This is a genomic window from Aquimarina sp. Aq107 (assembly GCF_943733665.1).
Classification (GTDB): Bacteria; Bacteroidota; Bacteroidia; order Flavobacteriales; family Flavobacteriaceae; genus Aquimarina.
The window spans coordinates 3,197,378-3,216,600 of sequence record NZ_OX030782.1; the positions used below are offsets into that span (position 1 = coordinate 3,197,378).

At 31.7% G+C, this 19,223-nt stretch carries 21 protein-coding genes; 13 read left to right on the forward strand and 8 right to left on the reverse strand.

The window, feature by feature from the left end; translation table 11 throughout:
• Positions 1-8: 8 nt before the first annotated feature.
• The 3 genes from NMK29_RS13710 to NMK29_RS13720 form a co-directional block, all read right to left on the reverse strand.
• Positions 9-1,301, reverse strand: a complete 1,293-nt coding sequence (locus NMK29_RS13710) for a tetratricopeptide repeat protein (protein WP_108803676.1) — start codon at positions 1,299-1,301, stop codon at positions 9-11.
• Between the two features lie 132 nt (positions 1,302-1,433).
• The gene (locus tag NMK29_RS13715) at positions 1,434-2,048 is read right to left on the reverse strand and encodes a DUF4331 family protein (RefSeq protein ID WP_108803675.1); all 615 of its coding nucleotides are present in this window, start codon (positions 2,046-2,048) and stop codon (positions 1,434-1,436) included.
• Between the two features lie 26 nt (positions 2,049-2,074).
• Complete coding sequence (locus NMK29_RS13720; protein ID WP_108803955.1) at positions 2,075-2,746, reverse strand: DUF4331 family protein; 672 nt, start codon at positions 2,744-2,746, stop codon at positions 2,075-2,077.
• A 173-nt stretch (positions 2,747-2,919) separates the two neighbouring features.
• On the opposite strand from NMK29_RS13720, the gene NMK29_RS13725 reads away from it, so the two are divergent.
• Entirely contained in the window at positions 2,920-4,101 is a 1,182-nt protein-coding gene (locus NMK29_RS13725) for an LETM1-related biofilm-associated protein (protein ID WP_108803674.1), read from the forward strand.
• A gap of 36 nt (positions 4,102-4,137) precedes the next feature.
• On the opposite strand, the gene NMK29_RS13730 is transcribed toward NMK29_RS13725, so the two are convergent.
• Positions 4,138-4,761: a hypothetical protein gene (locus NMK29_RS13730; protein ID WP_108803673.1), complete on the reverse strand. Its 624-nt coding sequence runs from the start codon at positions 4,759-4,761 to the stop codon at positions 4,138-4,140.
• A gap of 2 nt (positions 4,762-4,763) precedes the next feature.
• Positions 4,764-5,258, reverse strand: a complete 495-nt coding sequence (locus tag NMK29_RS13735; protein WP_027392160.1) for an RNA polymerase sigma factor — start codon at positions 5,256-5,258, stop codon at positions 4,764-4,766.
• A 209-nt stretch (positions 5,259-5,467) separates the two neighbouring features.
• Between NMK29_RS13735 and NMK29_RS13740 the strand changes: the two genes are divergently transcribed.
• Positions 5,468-6,766 carry an NAD(P)/FAD-dependent oxidoreductase gene (locus NMK29_RS13740; RefSeq protein WP_027392161.1) on the forward strand — a complete coding sequence of 433 codons (1,299 nt, stop codon included), beginning with the start codon at positions 5,468-5,470 and terminating at the stop codon, positions 6,764-6,766.
• Between the two features lie 20 nt (positions 6,767-6,786).
• On the opposite strand, the gene NMK29_RS13745 is transcribed toward NMK29_RS13740, so the two are convergent.
• The gene (locus NMK29_RS13745; protein WP_234424276.1) at positions 6,787-7,662 is read right to left on the reverse strand and encodes a GLPGLI family protein; all 876 of its coding nucleotides are present in this window, start codon (positions 7,660-7,662) and stop codon (positions 6,787-6,789) included.
• 119 nt (positions 7,663-7,781) lie between these two features.
• Positions 7,782-8,588, reverse strand: coding sequence for a GLPGLI family protein (locus NMK29_RS13750; RefSeq protein ID WP_108803672.1), 807 nt, complete (start codon positions 8,586-8,588; stop codon positions 7,782-7,784).
• A 197-nt stretch (positions 8,589-8,785) separates the two neighbouring features.
• Here NMK29_RS13750 and NMK29_RS13755 point away from each other — a divergent pair, with 197 nt between their 5' ends.
• The 10 genes from NMK29_RS13755 to NMK29_RS13800 all read left to right on the forward strand — a co-directional run bounded on the left by NMK29_RS13755 (position 8,786) and on the right by NMK29_RS13800 (position 16,722).
• A complete protein-coding gene (locus NMK29_RS13755; RefSeq protein ID WP_108803671.1) occupies positions 8,786-10,939 on the forward strand; it encodes a TonB-dependent receptor domain-containing protein in 2,154 nt (717 codons plus the stop codon).
• 98 nt (positions 10,940-11,037) lie between these two features.
• A complete protein-coding gene (locus NMK29_RS13760) occupies positions 11,038-11,661 on the forward strand; it encodes a hypothetical protein (RefSeq protein WP_108803670.1) in 624 nt (207 codons plus the stop codon).
• 21 nt (positions 11,662-11,682) lie between these two features.
• Complete coding sequence (locus tag NMK29_RS13765; RefSeq protein WP_108803669.1) at positions 11,683-13,044, forward strand: 2TM domain-containing protein; 1,362 nt, start codon at positions 11,683-11,685, stop codon at positions 13,042-13,044.
• Positions 13,037-13,381, forward strand: coding sequence for a 2TM domain-containing protein (locus NMK29_RS13770; RefSeq protein WP_108803668.1), 345 nt, complete (start codon positions 13,037-13,039; stop codon positions 13,379-13,381). Before NMK29_RS13765 ends, NMK29_RS13770 begins: the two co-directional genes overlap by 8 nt.
• Positions 13,371-13,712, forward strand: coding sequence for a 2TM domain-containing protein (locus NMK29_RS13775; protein WP_108803667.1), 342 nt, complete (start codon positions 13,371-13,373; stop codon positions 13,710-13,712). The genes NMK29_RS13770 and NMK29_RS13775 overlap by 11 nt, the downstream gene beginning before the upstream one ends.
• Positions 13,713-13,728: 16 nt before the next feature.
• A complete protein-coding gene (locus NMK29_RS13780) occupies positions 13,729-14,043 on the forward strand; it encodes a 2TM domain-containing protein (protein ID WP_108803666.1) in 315 nt (104 codons plus the stop codon).
• A 27-nt stretch (positions 14,044-14,070) separates the two neighbouring features.
• Positions 14,071-14,385, forward strand: coding sequence for a 2TM domain-containing protein (locus NMK29_RS13785; RefSeq protein ID WP_108803665.1), 315 nt, complete (start codon positions 14,071-14,073; stop codon positions 14,383-14,385).
• A 34-nt stretch (positions 14,386-14,419) separates the two neighbouring features.
• Positions 14,420-14,725, forward strand: coding sequence for a 2TM domain-containing protein (locus NMK29_RS13790; RefSeq protein WP_108803664.1), 306 nt, complete (start codon positions 14,420-14,422; stop codon positions 14,723-14,725).
• Positions 14,726-14,810: 85 nt separating this feature from the next.
• Positions 14,811-15,953 carry an amidohydrolase family protein gene (locus NMK29_RS13795; protein WP_108803663.1) on the forward strand — a complete coding sequence of 381 codons (1,143 nt, stop codon included), beginning with the start codon at positions 14,811-14,813 and terminating at the stop codon, positions 15,951-15,953.
• Positions 15,954-15,966: 13 nt separating this feature from the next.
• On the forward strand, positions 15,967-16,722 hold the full coding sequence (locus NMK29_RS13800) for a LytTR family DNA-binding domain-containing protein (RefSeq protein ID WP_108803662.1): 756 nt from the start codon (positions 15,967-15,969) through the stop codon (positions 16,720-16,722).
• A 75-nt stretch (positions 16,723-16,797) separates the two neighbouring features.
• Here the strand turns inward: NMK29_RS13800 and NMK29_RS13805 are convergent, their stop codons facing one another.
• On the reverse strand, positions 16,798-18,213 hold the full coding sequence (locus NMK29_RS13805) for a hypothetical protein (RefSeq protein WP_108803661.1): 1,416 nt from the start codon (positions 18,211-18,213) through the stop codon (positions 16,798-16,800).
• A gap of 564 nt (positions 18,214-18,777) precedes the next feature.
• Between NMK29_RS13805 and NMK29_RS13810 the strand changes: the two genes are divergently transcribed.
• Complete coding sequence (locus tag NMK29_RS13810) at positions 18,778-19,197, forward strand: hypothetical protein (RefSeq protein WP_234424275.1); 420 nt, start codon at positions 18,778-18,780, stop codon at positions 19,195-19,197.
• Positions 19,198-19,223 lie beyond the last annotated feature (26 nt).

Sequence of the window (19,223 nt, forward strand, 5' to 3'; positions counted from 1 at the left end):
AGTAATTTTCACAGATTCATTAATTCCTTAGAAATAACAGGCCCTAACTCATAACTACTATCCATCAATTCTTCAATTATTGGACTTACTTTTTCTGATAAATTATTTGCTTTATAAATTTGAGCAATATGAAGATTCGCTAGAGGTTCAAATGTCTTATGAACTATATAATTTTCGGCAATTGTCAATGCTTCTTTATGATCTCCTTTTAGATTTAATATATATGCTTTTAAATCATAAGATTGTGGTGTTGGACGATTCTGTATTTCTTCTTCAGCTATAACTAATGCTTTATCATATTCACCATATTCCTCTGCAAGTAACAATGCAGTATGTGTATTATACATAATGCCGTATCTATTATCTTTAACTGAATTATAATATTTTATTAGGTTAATTTTTTTGACAGTATCATTTTTTTGAAACCCCGCTATCTCAGCTTTTAATAAAAAATAGTCAGGGCTTTGATAATCAGACATAACAGCATCGAGAATTTTTAATGCTTCTTCTGGTTTATATTCATAAGAATATACAATCCACGCAATCCCTTTTTTTGCATAAGCATTAGAAGGGTCAATTGCTAAAGCTTTTAAATAATGATCATAAGATTCTTCTATTCTACCAGCATGACCATAATAATCTGCTAAATTGGTGTAGGACCATAATTGCAATCCTTTCTTTTTACCATTTTCCGCAATTTTCAATGCCTTTTCCATATTCCTAATAGTAGCATCCAGATTACCTTTATAATCATTCCATTTGGCTAAACGAATTAGAAAATTATAATCACTTTGATTCGCTATTTTTTGTAAGTACTTCTCCGCATTTTCATATTCTCCTAATTCCATAGATATGTCAAACAGGACCATTTCTGTCTCCTCACTATTTGTTTTTAAAAGATAAGCACCTTGCGCTGCTTCTTTTGCTTCAATGAATCTATGCTGAGATATATAATTATGTGCTAATGCTAAGAGATATCCTGATTTTCCAATTGCTGCTACATCTACAGATTTTGTTAATGCTTTCTCAGCTAATTTAAGATAAGCTATATCTCCTGTAGAATGAAATAGTTCTGTATATGCAGTTGCAGCTGGTGCTAAAGCTGTAATCTGAAGACTATCTGCTTTTATCCTAGAATTCCAAAATTGAAGTTTTTCTTTAGCTTCTTTTCTTGTTTGATTGTTATGCTTAGTAAGATATACGGCATAATCTTCTGGATTCGTAATGGTTGTTTCTTCTTTATTACAGGAAACAACAAACATTCCTATTAAGAGAACTATGATACTATTTGATATTTTCATTTGTTTTGTTTTTTGAGTTTACACCATCATTCTGAGCCTACCATATCGACCTTTATTAAGGCATACCAAATCATTCGAGGGCTGATTTAACCGATGATAGACTCAGCTTGACAGTAAAGAATATGGTCTTACTTACGAACCGTGTGGAGACTCTAAGTATGGGAATGTATCTGAAGGTGTCTCCCCAGAATTACTAACTCCATCTGTAACAAGTATTGGTAAATCTGGAGTTCCATCATTATCTAAATCTTGTCCATTAAATCGATCTCCTGTTTGTCCACCAAATAATAAAATTAACGATACATCGATTACATCATCGGTTAATGTTCTTCCTGTTAGCACATTGGTGCCATCAAAATAAGTTGTTGGTACTCCTGGCGCTACTTGTAATACATCTGATGCTAAAACTGTAGTTAAGGTTGTAATATCTAATCCTAAGATATTATTCTCATAAGTTGCTCCAAATGCATTATGCAGCCCGGCTAATTGAGTTTCGAATAATGATTGAAAATTTGCTCCTTGTTCGGAAGGAATCGTTACATTAAAACTATTCTCTATATCAGGTGTCGCACTAAAAACAGTATTAATACCAGGACGTCCCATTTGATCTTCTTGCGCAAAGGTTCCAGAGAAATCTAAAACTATAGGCGGATTAACTACAATTACATCATCATCATTACTACAACTTGCTAGTCCAACTAGTACGATTAAAGCAACCGATATATTTTTTAATTTATTTAGTTTCATAATATCTATTATTTAAAAATTCTTGATTATTGTTTTCTTTTTGCTTCTGCCCAAGTATTAAATACCTCAACACCCGTTCCTGCCGGGTGGCTAAATGTTCCTCCTAAAAGTGAATTAGGCACTTCTACAACTATTGATAATACATTGGTACCATCAAAATCATCATTACCAGGATTATTAAATCCTCCAGAAGCCATTCCGCCAATAATGGCATTAAACTGATTGGAGTCAAAAAAGAAAGGATCTTCTCTTAAACCTGCGAAATAAGAAATTCCGTTTGCTTCTGATGTGGTAGCATTAGATCCTGTACTAATTGCAACTTGACCTAAGTATTGCGTGTCATCATCAATAGTGCTATTCAAACCGGTTTGTGAAGGTTGATAAGGACCAAAAAAATACATCACACCATCTCTAGGTATAGCCTGTATCACTAGATCTTCTACTAGATCACCATCATTATCAATATTAACTTCTACTAGTACGTTTTCATCAAAAGTTGCCGAGCTTCCTGGAGCTAACAACCCTTGAACATTTGCTACAAATACCGTGTTATCTGGATTTGCTCCTTCAAAAGCATACAGATCAGTAATGTCAGCGGTACTTCCTACAACTGCTGGAGCATCTATATGATCTGCTGCCATAAAAACTGCTCCTAGGCTAAAGAGACCAGCTAGAATAAATAAATTTGTTTTTCTAATCTTGTTCATTTTATTTAATTTTAAATGTTTACGCTATTACATACGAGGATAAAAAGAACACGGTTTTCTGAAGTGTGTTAAAGATTTGTTAACTGTTATTTTATAGATCTAGATTATTGTTGAATGCCGTTAGATGAAAAATAAATTTACCTTTGTGATAAACCTACAAACCTATGAACCCATCAACTGCTGGTTGGATAGATAAATTTCTGAGAGATTTTGATATAGATTCTCTTTCTTTATCATCACTAGATGAATTGTATCCAGAACTAAGGAAGGTAGGTTTTATATATGGTACTTCTGTAGAAATAGCTTTATCATATGATTCGGAAATCACATACTCCGAAGAAGAGAAAACTAAGATAAATCTTTTTACTGCCTTGGTAGTTACGTATTATGATACTATCGATAATGGAGATTCTAAAGACTGCATTAAAGCTTTAATAGAGTTTTATGAATACCTAGATACCAAAAAATCTTTTTTTTCCTTTGTCAATGCGTTGACAAATAGTAAAAGTGAGAAACTAGAAAAAATAATTAATACGCGGATTCAGACGAATGAATCTATTTTCAAAAAGAATTTTAGTCATTTACTAACAAATGCCTTATTGTTTATTGATGTTCTAGCTTTTGAGCATTTTTTGATTCACGATATAAACCCCATTGAGTACGCTGCTTCTCTAGAAGAAACGTTAACAAATATTGTTTTTCTTGCTCTAAATTCGAAAATAGAAAAAGATGATTACTATGAGTTACTAGTTAAGCTTTTTGCTTCTTCTGTAAGATACACCAAGGTAAATACTGATGAAGATGCTAGTTTTGATCAAATAGATTTAGATACGTATACTGATGAATTAGAGAAAAGATATATTCTAGATCTAACAAGTTTGGCTGTTTGGAATGATAAAGAAATTGATTTAGGAGAACAAGATTTTATGCGTGCATTAGGAGCAGAACTTATATTGCCAAATCAATGGGTTAAAGAATCCCTACATTCCGTGCAATCATTTGTAAAAGACTATAAAGAGGAAATATCTTTTTTTAATTATTCTAATCCTGCTCACCACTTCTATAAACAAACCTCGAGAACTGTAAGTATCTTAATACTTAGAAATAAGAAAAGATTAATTAAGGAAATTTCTGAAAGTAAAGACTTAATGATTTTATTAGGACAATCGGCGGTTAGAGATTTATCCAAAGAGGAAAAACAACAAATGAAACAGCAATTACTAGATGTTTGCAAAACAATTCCTTCTCTTGCTATTTTTATTCTTCCAGGCGGTAGTTTATTATTACCCTTATTGATAAAATTTATTCCTCAATTATTGCCCTCTGCATTCAACGAAAACAAATAAAAAATCCTGATTAAATCAGGATTTTTTATTTGTTGTTTATACTTCTAATTTCTGAAGTTCTTTATAATTCTTTTTTAACTTTCTAGTTAGTATGCCATAAATCAATCGATATAACAGTGCTAAGAGCCCTATAAAAATGGCCAATACTATTACAGAAGTAACTATAATAAGATACATTGGAACTTCTTGATCTGTTGATTTACTAGTATAAGCATCTGTATAAAATGCCATATATGTGATTACAACCAATGTCGTTATCGCAAGAAAACTTATATTAATCCATACGTATTGCTTTACTGTTTTTCTAGTATTTAGAATGTTTTTCATCAAAACAGCGGCCGAATCTGTTGTCTGGATATTTTTATAATTTAGATAAAACCTGACCATAAAGTATATTAATATCCCATAAGATAATATCGTAGTGATTATTGAAAAACCTTCTAAACCAAGAACCTCTAATTCTTCGTATTGACCAGTTAATCTAACTATAATATCTATTGATGACCATAAAATAAATTCTAAAACACTTATGATAAAAATCCATTTTACCATTGAAGATGATTTTTTCAATATCATCTTGTAGATTTCATTATATGATAACTTCGGAAGCGCTTCATCTTGATTCTTCCAGTCTTTTTTTAATAATTCTAATTCATCCATGCTTATGGGTTTAATATTTTTTTCAACTTCGTTTTCACCCTATTCATTTTCACTCTTGCATTTACTTCAGAGATTCCCATAGTCTCTGCAATTTCTTTATATGATTTGTCTTCCAGATATAAAAAAACTAACGCTTTTTCAATATCATTTAATTGTTTTACCGCTGCGTACATTAACTTAAGCTGTTGTTCTATTTCATCGTCATATTCTTCAGCCTTAATTTTGAAATCCATGGTATCAAAATCAGAAGTCTTAATACTTCTTTTTGATTTACGATATAACGTAATGGCCGTATTCAAAGAAACTCTATACATCCAAGTACTGAATTTAGAATCTCCTCTAAATTTCGGATACGCCTTCCATAACTGGATAGTAATCTCCTGAAACAAATCATTGTGTGATTCTGCATCATTCGTATATATCCTACAAACCTTGTGCACAATATTTTGATTTTGCTCAAGATTAGTTACAAAACTATGTTCTAATTCTTTATTCACTTCAGTTAGTTACACCTAATAAGTAGGTAATAAAACAAATACGTTACACATTAAAAACTAAAATTTACATATATTATAAATATCCTTTAATAAAAACAAACAATAAAAAACTAATAATCAGATAGTTTATCACATAAAAACAACAAAAATAAATATTCTGTAGGGTATATGATATTATCATTTTATCTTTGTAGAACAACACTTTATTTATGAACATTCCTTATACTAATTTACCAAGATTAGTGATTATCGGAGGTGGTTTTGCAGGAGTTGCATTGGCCAGAAAAATGGTCAAAGAAGATGTACAACTCGTACTATTAGATAGACACAATTATCACACATTTCAGCCTTTATTATATCAAGTTTCTACCTCATCTTTAGAACCTGATTCTATTGCGTATCCTTTAAGAAAAATTGTAAAACGTGGAAAAAACACGTTTTTTAGAATGACTGAGGTAAGCTCTATAGATCCTAACGAAAAAAAAGTAAATACAAACATAGGTAGTATTACTTATGATTATTTAGTTATTGCCACTGGAGCGCGAACTAATTTCTTTGGCAATGAAACTATCGAAAAAAATGCGATGCGAATGAAAAATCTTCCGCAGGCATTGAATTTACGAAGCTTATTGTTAGAAAATCTAGAACAGGCAGTTATTACTACAGATCCAGAAAAGAGAAAAGAATTATTACGTTTTGTATTAGCCGGTGCAGGACCTACTGGTGTAGAATTAGCAGGAGGAATTGCAGAATTACAGCTCAATGTACTTCCGCGTGATTACCCTGATATGGATTTTAGTGAAATGGAAATTCATTTAATAGAAGGAGCAGATCGCGTTTTACCACCTATGAGCACAAATGCTTCAGAAAAAGCCTCTAAATTTCTCACAAAAATGGGGGTTCGTATTCATACCAATACTCAGGTAACTAATTATGAATCAAACTTAGTTTCTACCAATACAGACCTGTCTTTAAAAACCGCGACTTTTATATGGTCTGCAGGAGTTACTGGTGCGCCTGTAGAAGGTTTGCAAGCAGATACTCTTATACCAAGAGCTAATAGATATAAGGTAAATAAATATAATCAAATTGAAGGTTATAATGATGTATATGCTATTGGGGATATTGCTTTAATGCAAACGGATGAATATCCAAAAGGACATCCTATGGTAGCCCAACCAGCAATACAACAAGGAAATCATCTCGTAAAGAACCTTAAAAGGCAATTAAAAGGAATGCCAATGATTCCTTTTAAGTATTTTGATAAGGGATCTATGGCTACTATTGGTCGTAATAAAGCTGTTGTAGATTTAGGCAAATTCCGTTTTGGAGGATTTTTCGCTTGGTTTGTTTGGATGTTTATACACTTATGGTTTTTAGTCGGTTTTAGAAATCGTTTTGTTACGTTTTTTAATTGGACGTATAACTATATTAATTATGATAAAGCTGCAAGACTTATAGTAAGACCTTTTAAGAATAAAAAAGAAAATGAAGTAGAACGAGTGTAATTATATCTAAAAATCTTACTCTAATACTGATTAAATAGCTTAGAAGGTAAATTTTTAAGTTCTTCTCTAGTAATTTTTTCTCCTTCGGTTGGTGGTTTAATATCTATAGTATCCGAAGAAAGTAACTGAATTTTGTGAAAACGGACTGTTTTCTTTCCTTCTTTTAATTCTAGAATAAGTCCAGGTAATCCATAATATCCTTTTGGACCATGATTAGCTATAATCTCTTTAGTGTACCAAGCCTCTACCCTTTTATCTGAGTTGTTTAGTACAGCTTTATAACATACATATTGCTTAACTTTTTTTGTCTCTTTCGTTAATGTCCAACGTAAATCTATTAGCTTTTCCTCTATCAAAAACTTTCTACCTCTTTGATCAAATTCATAAATCTTTAACGAACTGATTTTTTGATCTTTCTTATGATTTATATAAATAATTTCCGAATTATTATAATTAACCCGTTCATCTACAAATTCGCGGCCTGTTTTATTTGTTCTGGTATAGGATACAGTATCATTACTAACTTTATCTTGTGGATAGTACAATGAATTTTCATTCTTGATTTTTAAAACAGTAACGAAATCATATGCTGGAATATCCAAAGATTTCTTCTTAGTTTCTTTAAAAATTTTCATAGAGTGAGCAGACATTTTATCTGCTTGTTCCTGTATCATTTGACGAAATATATCGGTAGAATCTTTATCCTTGTCAGCAATACTAGCAGCTTTGATTCTTTTTATTTCATCCATATAAACTTTAAAGTGTTCTGTATCCATCGGTGCATGACGCCTCGAAATCTGAGCAGGTTTTCTTTTCTCTTTATAAAACACAGTAATCTCCTGACTTTTTCCTGAAAAGGAAATAAAGAAAACGATTATGAGTAGTTTAGTTTTCATCAGTTTCTAATTTATATTATAAACTATAGTATATATCTAAGTGTTATATTCTTTAAAAATGTTACCCTTTAATACTTATAAATTACCTGTAACATCTATTTTATATTCAAAAAAATCAATCAATGTTCATTAAAAAGTAACATTGGAATATCTTCTAATTCTTCTCTAGTAATTTTTTCTCCTGTATTCGGTGGTTTTACTTTAAAGCCGTCTAGTGTATAAAGTATTCTATCTATAACGATAATTGCATCGTCCTCCACCACTTTTACTATTAATCCCGGTAAGCCCCAATATCCAGCTGGACCAAATGAACTATCTATATCTTCTGTATACCATACTTCTACAGGTTTTTGGTTTTTAGTAGTATATACCCCGTAAGATCCGGTAAATTCTTTTTTTAACGATTTAAACAATAATGCTTTTTTACAAGTATACCCAAACATTTTTTTGGTTTCATTGGTTTTTTTCCAATTTAATTTAGATAACTTTTCTTCAATTAAATATTCTTTTCCATACGCATATTCAACACTTGATTTTTTCTTTTTACGCTTGTTGACATACACAACTTTATACTCTTTTTCTGATGTTTCTCTACTTATAAAAACTCGCTTACCTCCTTTCCCATAAGTAACTGAATTATTTATTGTGTCATTATATTGTCGTTGTATAGGATAATAGATTGACTTACTACCATCTATTCTCAGTACACTATTATATTGATAACTTTTCAATTCATTACTATGGTCTTTGGCTTTATCTCTTATCAAGGACATATCATCCTCTGTTCTTGGAATAATATCTAACATAGAAGATCTTAACTGACGATAATTTGCTTTTCTTGCTTCGTTATAAAAAACAGTAAATTCTTGCGCATAATTCCCCATACACGCAAATAGAAGAATTGATAATAAAAGGATAGTTTTCATAAAGAGATTTGTAAACAAAAAACAAAACTAAGAAATTAGTTGAATCATTCAACTAATTTCTTAGTTTATTTTTCAGTGTCATTTTTCTCATAAATAACATTCCATCCTCTTATTTCGACAGTTGGGTTATATTCAATTTTATCATCTGATTTTTTGATTCAATTTTGGTGTATCAATTAAAAACAACAAAAGAACAGATGAGATCATTATTAACCGTAATTTTATTACTTGCCGTATCATTTTCACACGCGCAAACTACTATTTCAGGAACCGTTACAGAACCATCTGGTGTTCCTATTCCTGGAGCAAATATTTATTTAGACGGTACCTACGACGGGGCATCAACAACAGATGATGGCACATTCACTTTTACAACCTCCGAAACGGGAGAACAAATGTTGATTGTATCTTTTCTTTCTTTCGAAACTTATGTATTCAGTGCCTCTGTAAACAAAATGAAAGATCTAAAAATAGTACTAAAAGAAGATGTAAATTCTTTAGGAAGCGTTATTCTTAACGCAGGTACTTTTTCTGCAGGAGACAATAGTAAAGCATCAGTATTGACTCCCTTGGATATTGTTACTACCGCAGGAGCAGCCGGAGATTATATTGGCGCCTTTCAAACCTTACCAGGAACTTCTACAGTGGCAGAGGATGGTCGACTATTTGTAAGAGGTGGTGATGCTAATGAAGCTAATGTTTACATTGATGGTTTAAGAGTCTTTCAACCTTTTTCAGCAACAGCTAATAATATTCCTACTCGTGGTCGCTTCTCTCCTTTTCTATTTAAAGGTACCAATTTTTCTACTGGTGGGTATTCTGCAGAATATGGAGATGCTTTATCTAGTGTATTACTTTTAAATACCATTAATGAACCCGAACAAGAAAAAACAGATTTATCTTTTATAACTGTAGGTCTTGGTGTAGGAAACACACAAAAATGGGAGAAAAACTCCTTAAGTATCAACGCATTTTATCTTAATCTAAAACCATATCAGGAAATCATTTCTCAACGTGTAGATTGGATTAAACCTTTCGAGTCACTGTCAGGTGAAGCTGTTTATAGACATCAATTTAATAATGGTTTATTCAAATTATACGGAGGCATAAATTACGCTGATTTCCAATTAATTCAGGAAGATATTAACAGACCTGAAGGAATAAACTTTGGACTTACTAATAGAAATCTATATCTAAATGCCTCTTATAAAGGTGATCTAAGAAATGATTGGACATTAGCTACTGGAGCAAGTTTTGCCAATGATCACAATGACATAAAAATTGAAGAAACTAATGTTGATAATGATGACAATAGTGCACATCTCAAAATAAAACTAAGAAAAAGATTTAGCAACCGATTTAAACTAAGTTTTGGAGCAGAACAATTCTTAGGTAATTTTAAAGAAGAAGTAAATGCTCAATCCTTTGGAAATTTTCAGAGTAGTTTTAAAAATAACAGTACTGCTGCTTTTTCTGAAGCTAATGTGTTTTTCAACAAAAAATTAGCAATGCAGGTCGGATTACGGGCTACTCACAATGCTTTACTTGATGTTACGAAGATATCCCCTAGGGCTTCTTTAGCATATAAAATTGCAGATAAATCTCAAATTTCTTTAGCATATGGAGATTTTTACCAAACGCCTCAGCAAGATGTCCTTAAATATAATAGTTCATTAGACCCAGAAAAGTCATCACATTATATTCTTAACTACTTGTACCAAAATGATGGAAGAACCTTACGAGCAGAAGGGTATTATAAAAGTTATAACAGTTTAGTCAAATTCGATACTGATTTACCAGAATTTGATAGTTTTTACAACAACAATGGAGATGGATACGCGGCTGGATTGGACCTTTATTGGAGAGACAATAAATCTATTAAGAATTTCGAATATTGGGCGAGTTACTCCTATTTGGATACAAAGAGAAATTATAGAAATTACCCAGAACGTGCTACTCCAAATTTTGCCGCAAAACATAATCTATCGGTAGTTGGAAAATATTGGGCTAAAGATTGGAAATCTTTAATCAGTGCGACCTATAATTTTGCTTCTGGACGTCCATACACGGATCCAAATACAATTAACTTTTTAGGCGAAAAGACAAAGACATTTAATTCTTTAAATATGAGTTGGGCTTATCTAATTAGTCAACAAAAGATTTTATTTGTATCAGTATCTAATGTGCTAGGTTTTGACAATATATTTAACTATCAATATGCCAATACTCCTAACATTAATGGTGACTTTGCTAGACGTGCTATTAGACCAACTGCTGATCGTTTCTTTATAGTCGGTTTCTTTTGGACAATCAGTGATAATAAAAACGATAATCAATTAGATAATCTGTAATACAATTCATCACAAAAAAACTACAGTTCGGTATTATTTAATTCCAAAACACACCCTATTAAAGGATCTTTACAATGTAAAACAAAACAACCAATACTATGAAAACATTAATTATTATACTTAGCATTTTTACAATTACAACTACCACTGCTCAATCGGCCTATGAAAAAGGAATGGGAAAAGCTTTTGAACTTTGGGGAAACCAAAAAAATGATGAAGCTGCCAATTTATTCGAAAGAATTGGTAAAGCAGAAAAAGACAACTGGCTACCATTTTATTATGCTGCTCAGATCCATATCGTAAAAACGTTTGGAACTAAAAATGCAGAAGAAGTAGAGTCTCGTCTTACAAAAGCCCAAGATTACCTTAATCAAGCCAAAACTTTTTCTAAGAATAACGCAGAAATCCTAATTATGGAAGCAATGTTAAATACTGCATACGTAGTATATGATGGAGCAAAATATGGAATGACACATTCTGCCAAAGTTGAGGAGTTATATCAAAAAGCAAAGATTATTGAACCTGAAAACCCAAGAGCAATATTATATCACGCAGAATGGCAAATGGGAGCAGCAAAATTCTGGGGTAAAGACCCAAAAGCCTTTTGTCCTGAAGTAGAAAAAGCTATCTTGTACTTTGAAACGGCGTCTTCTGCGATACCTTTTTATCCAAGTTGGGGAAAAGATCAGATAGCAAGAATACAAGAAAATTGTAAATCATAAATAAAACAATATTTAGCATATATGAATACCCTAAAAGACATAAAGTTTGTTGTAATTGTTTCTCTAGTAATTTCATTAGTAGTTGCTGTATTAAATTTATTAACTAATGGTTTTAAATTCGAAGAGGTTTTTACAATCTCATGGTTTGGGATCAACTTTATGTATAGTTTCTTTTTATGCTATATAAACACTGTATATTTTAGATTTATCAACTATAAATTCGAATGGAAAAACAAAGGAGTTAAAAGAATTGTAATTGGTGCAGGAGGTTCTATTATCGTTACTATGATAGGATTTGCAATTTGCGAATTTGTAGCAACGGTTATTATTCTAGAAAGACAAACCATAGAGGAGTTTTTAGCTGATCAATCGTTTAGAGATTATATTTTTCCTTTATTATTTACCACAGTAATTTCCTTATTCTTTCATGCAATGTATTTCTACAAAGCACTACAAGAGAAAAAGGTAACTGAACAAAAAATAATCGCAGGAACAGCATCAGCAAAGTTTGATGCGCTAAAAAATCAGCTTGATCCACATTTTTTATTTAATAGTTTAAATGTGCTAACATCATTGATTGATGAAAACCCAAGAATGGCTCAGAAGTTTACCACCTCATTATCTAAGGTGTATCGATATGTTTTAGAACAAAAAGATAAAGAATTAGTAACTGTAGATGAAGAATTAAAATTTGCAAAAACATATATGACCTTACTAAAATTAAGGTTTGAGGATAGTATCATTTTTGAAATGCCAGAATCTGCCGGTAATTCTGAAGCAAAGGTAGTACCACTATCATTACAGATTTTATTAGAAAATACGATCAAACATAATGTAGTTATGCCAGATAGGCCTCTGCATATAAAAATTTATGAGGACGATGGTTTTCTAATTGTAGAAAACAACTTACAACCTAAAGAAGTTATAAAGCAAAGTAGCGGTGTAGGTTTAGGAAATGTGCAACAACGATACGGATTACTAACTAAAAGAGAGTTTTCGGTATTCAAGACAGAAACAGCTTTCATTGCAAAGCTTCCAATATTAACAAAAAAAATAACATCAATCGATATGACAGCATCACAGAATATAGAAATCGTTAAAGATTTAAAATATAAAAGAGCGAAAGACAGAGTTAAAAAAATGAAAGAATTCTACGGAAGTCTAACAGCATATTGCATCGTAATTCCTTTTTTAATATTTATAAATTATAGAACTACAGGTTTTGGCCTTCCTTGGTTTATTTTTCCGATGGCCGGATGGGGATTAGGATTACTTTTCCATTATGCAGAGGCTTTTGACCATCATCCAATATTTGGTAAAGATTGGGAGAAGAAAAAAATTAGAAAATATATGGACGAATCTAATCGAAGAAATTATGAATGATAATGATAAAAGAAAAGCATATAACAGTGCTAAAAAAAGAGTCAAGGAGGAACGAAGTTTTTTTTCACACGTCGCAGTGTATGTGGTAATGAATATAATAATCATAATTTTTAAAATAAAAATTGGAGATTATGTAAATAGTGAAAATTATGACAATTACCTGCCATGGAATCTATTTAGTGCTCCGATATTATGGGGAATTGGTTTACTGGCTCACGGATTATGGACATTCAGAGGAAAAAATGGATTAGGAAAATTATTTAGTAAATCCATCTTTGGTAAAGAATGGGAAGAACAAAAGATTGAAGAATTTATGAACAAGAAGAATGACATCTAAACAAATGGAAAATTCTGAATTACATAAAAGATATTCTAAAGCAAAAAAGAGAGTTCAAGACGAACGATCTTTCTTTACACACCTTGCCTTGTATATAGTAATTAATATGGTGATTACTTATATAATTTTACAACTAAAACACCATATATATGACGGATATTTATTTTTAAACCTAATTAGTTCTCCTGTCATTTGGGGAATATTCTTACTTGGACACGGGCTATGGGTTTTTGGAAATAAAGATGTATTAAGAAAAGCATCAAAACCATCTTTTTTAAGCAAGAAATGGGAAGAAAAAAAGATTGAAGAACTGATGCAAGAAAATAACTAATTCAAAAAAATATAACATGGAAAACTTAGAACGACAAACAAAATATAGAAGAGCAAAAAAGAGAGTCCAAGAAGAAAAAGGTTTTTATAGCCATTTTACAGCTTATGTAATTGTAAATGTTTTTCTACTTCTGATCAACTCAGATTTCATAGATGAAGGATTTAATAATTGGCTAAATTGGAATTTATACATTACTCCATTTTTCTGGGGAATTGGTTTATTCTTTCACTGGGTGAAGGTTTTTAATCCTAACATAATTTTCAGTAAACAATGGGAAGAGCGAAAAATCAAAGAGATTATCAGAAAAGATAATACTACAGATTATTTCTAAAAACTAATAAACTTAAGGCTATTCATCATGCTAAATTCTGAAGAAAATAAACGATATGAAAGTGCTAAAAAAAGAGTAGATGATGAGCGAGGGTTTTATACACATCTAACCTTCTATATTGTAATTAATATAGTGATATTAATAATCAATACCAATTTTGCTAGTCAAGGGTTTAAAAACTGGTTGCAGTGGCACTTATATATTACCCCAATACTTTGGGGAATAGGATTATTGTTTCATGGATTAAAGGTTTTTAAACATAATTTCATTTTTGGAAAGAACTGGGAAGAACGAAAAATCAAGGAACTAATGGACGAAGAAGATACACCAGATGTATCATAACATCAATCAAAACTAACACTAAAAACTAATCATAATGAAAGATTTCGAAGAACAAAAAAGATACGAACGCGCAAAAGAACGAGTAGACGAACTAAAGAAATTTTATAACAATCTCTTTACTTACATTATCATTATTGGACTTCTTGCAGGGATAAATTATTACACTAATGAATGGCGTTATGCCTGGTTCTTATGGGCTGCATTTGGTTGGGGAATAGGTTTGGCTTTTCATGCTGTTAAAGCATATAGAATTAATCCTATGTTTGATAAAGATTGGGAGGAACGTAGAATCAGAAAATATATGGATGAAGAAGATAAAGAAAAACAACTTTGGGAATAATTGATTTTTTAGATCGTGTTTCCCATAATTACAAAAGGATTTAATACAATAAGAATTCTAATAATCTTTTTAAAGATCAATCAAAATGAAAACACTTATTCATCTAATTATATTATTCTTTATCAGCTTACTTAGTAATGCTCAAGAATCTTTTATCATTAAAGATGTAACCATTTTTGATGGTGAGAAAGTGATCCCAAAAACATCCATCCTTATAGAAAACGGAGCTATTTCCAAAATTGCTAAATCAATAAATCGCAACGCTACAGTTATTAATGGAAATGGTAAATTCTTAATGCCTGCAATGACTAATTGCCATGTACATGCTTGGGGAATTCCTATTTTACAACAAGCTGTAGAAGCTGGTGTATTTAATCTATTAGATATGCATGGTGTTGAACCTTACCAAGGGATGATGAAAACATATAGAGATTCTACAAATTATGCTCGTTTCTTTGTAGCCGGATATGCTGCCACCGCGCCAGATGGACACGGAACGCAATATGGTTTTCCTGTTCCTACCCTCACTAAACCTGAGGATGCAATTAAATATATAGCAGATAGAGTAAAAGCGGGTGTAGACCACATTAAAATAATTGTAGAACCATGGAAACCTACATTATCCCACGAAACCGTTAAATCGATTATTGATGAAGGTCATAAGAACAAAAAAAAGGTGGTAGTACATGTTTCTAAAATGAATGACGGATATCAAGTTCTAAATAATAATGCCGATGGATTAGTCCATATCTGGAGAGATACTCCAATGCCAGAAGATCAGTTACAACAATTAGTAAAAGAAAAAGATTTTTTTGTAATCCCTACACTTCTGGTTTCCATAGAAGTTCAAAAGAAACGAAAAAATAAAACTGCTGAAGAAACTGCAAAAATGGAAGTGTTTTTGAAAAAAGAAGTAAAACGATTACACGATGCAGGAGTCCCTATTTTAGCAGGAACTGATCCTCCAAATGTGGATATTAACTATGGAACCGATCTTTATAAAGAATTAATTTTAATGTCTGAAGCAGGTATACCAAATGAAGAAGTCTTAAAAGGAGCTACCTCATTACCAGCAGATAAATTTAAACTAGGAAAAATAGGATATATAAAAGAAGGGTATATTGCTGATCTTTTATTATTAGATAAAAACCCAATAGAAGATATTACACATATAAATACGATGGTATCTATGTGGAAAGCTGGAAAAAAAGTACAAACAAAAAAGTAATTTTAATTAAACTATGAACGTAATAATAATCGAAGACGAAAAACCTGCTGCTAGAAGACTAGGACGTATGCTAGATGATCTAGGTATTAAGATCAATACAATGCTTCATTCTGTTAGTGAATCTATTGAATGGTTTAGTAATAATGAACATCCTGATTTGATATTTTTAGATATCCAATTAAGTGATGGGTTATCGTTCGAGATTTTTGATGCAATTGCAATCAAAAGTTCAATTATTTTTACAACTGCCTATGATGAATACGCATTAAAAGCCTTTAAATTAAACAGCATTGATTATCTACTAAAACCAATTGATGACGAGGAATTAGAAACAGCTGTAAAAAAATATAAAGATCAAGCATCACCAAATCAATCAATTCAAGTAGATTTTGAAGATATCAAAAAACTGTTGGTCAATCCAATAGATAGAGTCTATAAAAAGCGTTTTACTGCGCGTGTGGGTCAGCATCTTAAAATATTTTCTGTAGAAGATATCGAATGCTTTTATTCAGAAAACAAAGGAACATACCTTCATACAAAAGAAAATAGAAATTATCTTATTGACACTACTTTAGAATCTCTAGAAGACGAATTAAATCCACAGCAATTTTATAGAGTGAATCGCAAATTCTATGTAAATATAAATGCGATAAAAGACATCATCTCGTATACCAATTCTAGATTACAAATCAAACTAAACCATTTTAATGAACAAGAAATCATTGTCGCCAGAGAACGTGTTAAAGATTTTAAAGATTGGTTGGAGTAGACAAAAAAAGCCTTAAGATTTAAAAATCTTAAGGCTTTTGGGAAAATAATAATAAATAAAACTACAATTATTCTTCTATATCGCTACAATTCCTTGTGTATTTGTATCTGGAAGATTACCTGACTCTTCACCTATTGGGCTAAGTGTTTGTCCATTAACTCCAAAGATTCCAATAGTACCATCTAATCCATATAACTGGTATAAGAAAGCTCCATCATCAGAAATCCACATATCAATCCATCCTTCTGTAGTTCCAAATGCAGCACCAGGATCTGTAGTATTACCTGTAGCTCCTACACCTTGAGCAGCTGTTTGATCTAACAAGGTTACGACACCGTTATTAAAGCTAAAGGATGCCAGACCAGCTTCTATAGCATTTGATACGAAAAACGTATTTCCATCTGATGTAAAATCTAACCAGCAAGCCGTTCTTCCTGTGTTTCCTTCTCCCGATCGAACATCTAAGTTAACATCTACTAATTGATCTCCATCAATTCTCCATGTAGAAACCGAACCATCTTGTAATGCTGGAAATGCTGGTGGTGCTCCATTATATTGAAATTCTCTAGCCTCAGTAACAACCGCATATAATTCTCCATCTGTTCCTCTAACAATCTGAGATCCAATTGCTGAAGGAAGATTTCTTTGTTCTGTATTTCCTCTTAAAGTAGAAGTAGTGCCATCTAATCTAGTAAGTGAACCTCCATTAATACCAAATAAAACCACCTCATCTTGATTACCCACTGCAGTACTCCCAGTTCCTAAATTATCTGTAGCGCCTACATCTAAACCTGCAGCTCCCGCATTAATAGAAGCAACAATCGCATACTCTCCACCAGGAGCAATATATACACAAGACGGTCTGTTATCTAGATTAACAGAAGCTCCAGCAGATTGAAAAGTTCCATCATCTAATAACCAAAAAGAATCTAAAGTACCTCTATGCATTGGCTCTCCACCATCTAAAAACTCTGAACGAGTAATGTTCGTTACTAGAACCAAGCTATTTACTCCTGTCATACTTTCTGGTGCTGGATAAGAATCTATACTATTAGGACCTTCGGCAGAAGTTGTCTGAAGAACCGGACTTCCTAAGGAGAAATCATCATTTACTGGCAATGCAGAAATTGTGTTACTACCTGCATTTACCGCTAAAATAAATGAGTTATCTCTCGTTTTGGTTATTGCATAAGCAGAAATTAATGGATCTAATCCTTCTCCACCATCAAAATCACCACCATTACCTCCTGTAGCAACAGGTCCTATTGGAGTTAGTGTTCCATCTACATTTCTACCATAAGTTACAATAGTATTAGGTCCTTGCTCTACTCCATCTACCTGTCCTTCACCATTTGTCATTGCGTACACCGCTCCTACAAAATTATTAGGTTCTTCTCCCCCATCCGGAACGAAATTATCATCATCGTTACACGAAGTAAATATTAATGTTGAGGCCAATAGTATATATAAGCTAAATTTTAGATTTTTCATTTTGTTTCTTTTTTTGAGTTTTAGGTTTATGTTTACGTCAAACTTTGCACATTATCTTTTCTTAAAAACAAGACAATGATCAATTTCATTCACATACTATTATTCGGCCGAATACAATGCAAAAATCAAGAAATGAAGTACTTTAATTTTTAAGTTTCTTGACTGATATTTGGTACGCTTTATACTTTCCGTACTTACAAGTCTAAAAAAATCTATCGAACACAAAAAGAAATTAAAAATACATCAATAAGTTAAATAAAACACTGAAAATCAATATTTTAAATAAAAACAAAGTACTTACACAGGAGTTATGGAATCTAGAGTTTTTAGAATAACATTAACATTTATATTAGATAGCTTTAACAAATAAGTGTTCTTAGTAATGTTAGCTAGCTAACATAAGTCACTATCAATTCACCTTCAAGACATACTTAACACTAGAGTAAAAAAGATTTGAATACAATCAGGCATAGGCAACCCTCTTTAAATACTAAAGTTCTAAGTAGTTCTATAATTTTGCGCAACCATTTCAATTTTTTACATCTTATAAAAAAGCAAAAGACAATGAACAAACCATTCAAATTAATCGTTATCGTACTATCTTTATTATTAACGAATATACAGATGTCTTGTGATGATACAGATAATTGCGAAGATGCTATCTGTACGCTAGTACTGATTAGAATTTCGGTATCAATAACTGATCAGGACCAAAATCCTATTGCGTTAGACTCCTATGAAGTGATTAATCTAGAGAATGGAGAAAATATTACAGTTTCATTGCCCCCAGCAGAACAGGAGCAAGAATTACAACGAGGACAATACCTATTAATCGAGGATGATGTTCTTGGAGTAAATCAAGTACAACAAATACAGTTTAGAGGATTTATTAATAATCAAGAAGTTATTAGTAGTGACTACACAGTAAGTACCGATTGTTGTCACGTAAACTTAGTGTCAGGAAACTTAGAGCTTACTATTTAATAAAATACAAAAAAGCTAGAGTATCA

Coding starts and splice junctions, on each gene's coding strand:
- NMK29_RS13710 (WP_108803676.1), bottom strand. CDS start 1,301: ATGAAAATATCAAATAGTATCATAGTTCTCTTAATAGGAATGTTTGTT.
- NMK29_RS13715 (WP_108803675.1), bottom strand. CDS start 2,048: ATGAAACTAAATAAATTAAAAAATATATCGGTTGCTTTAATCGTACTA.
- NMK29_RS13725 (WP_108803674.1), top strand. CDS start 2,920: ATGAACCCATCAACTGCTGGTTGGATAGATAAATTTCTGAGAGATTTT.
- NMK29_RS13730 (WP_108803673.1), bottom strand. CDS start 4,761: ATGGATGAATTAGAATTATTAAAAAAAGACTGGAAGAATCAAGATGAA.
- NMK29_RS13740 (WP_027392161.1), top strand. CDS start 5,468: ATGAACATTCCTTATACTAATTTACCAAGATTAGTGATTATCGGAGGT.
- NMK29_RS13745 (WP_234424276.1), bottom strand. CDS start 7,662: ATGAAAACTAAACTACTCATAATCGTTTTCTTTATTTCCTTTTCAGGA.
- NMK29_RS13750 (WP_108803672.1), bottom strand. CDS start 8,588: ATGAAAACTATCCTTTTATTATCAATTCTTCTATTTGCGTGTATGGGG.
- NMK29_RS13755 (WP_108803671.1), top strand. CDS start 8,786: ATGAGATCATTATTAACCGTAATTTTATTACTTGCCGTATCATTTTCA.
- NMK29_RS13760 (WP_108803670.1), top strand. CDS start 11,038: ATGAAAACATTAATTATTATACTTAGCATTTTTACAATTACAACTACC.
- NMK29_RS13765 (WP_108803669.1), top strand. CDS start 11,683: ATGAATACCCTAAAAGACATAAAGTTTGTTGTAATTGTTTCTCTAGTA.
- NMK29_RS13770 (WP_108803668.1), top strand. CDS start 13,037: ATGAATGATAATGATAAAAGAAAAGCATATAACAGTGCTAAAAAAAGA.
- NMK29_RS13775 (WP_108803667.1), top strand. CDS start 13,371: ATGACATCTAAACAAATGGAAAATTCTGAATTACATAAAAGATATTCT.
- NMK29_RS13780 (WP_108803666.1), top strand. CDS start 13,729: ATGGAAAACTTAGAACGACAAACAAAATATAGAAGAGCAAAAAAGAGA.
- NMK29_RS13785 (WP_108803665.1), top strand. CDS start 14,071: ATGCTAAATTCTGAAGAAAATAAACGATATGAAAGTGCTAAAAAAAGA.
- NMK29_RS13790 (WP_108803664.1), top strand. CDS start 14,420: ATGAAAGATTTCGAAGAACAAAAAAGATACGAACGCGCAAAAGAACGA.
- NMK29_RS13795 (WP_108803663.1), top strand. CDS start 14,811: ATGAAAACACTTATTCATCTAATTATATTATTCTTTATCAGCTTACTT.
- NMK29_RS13800 (WP_108803662.1), top strand. CDS start 15,967: ATGAACGTAATAATAATCGAAGACGAAAAACCTGCTGCTAGAAGACTA.
- NMK29_RS13805 (WP_108803661.1), bottom strand. CDS start 18,213: ATGAAAAATCTAAAATTTAGCTTATATATACTATTGGCCTCAACATTA.
- NMK29_RS13810 (WP_234424275.1), top strand. CDS start 18,778: ATGAACAAACCATTCAAATTAATCGTTATCGTACTATCTTTATTATTA.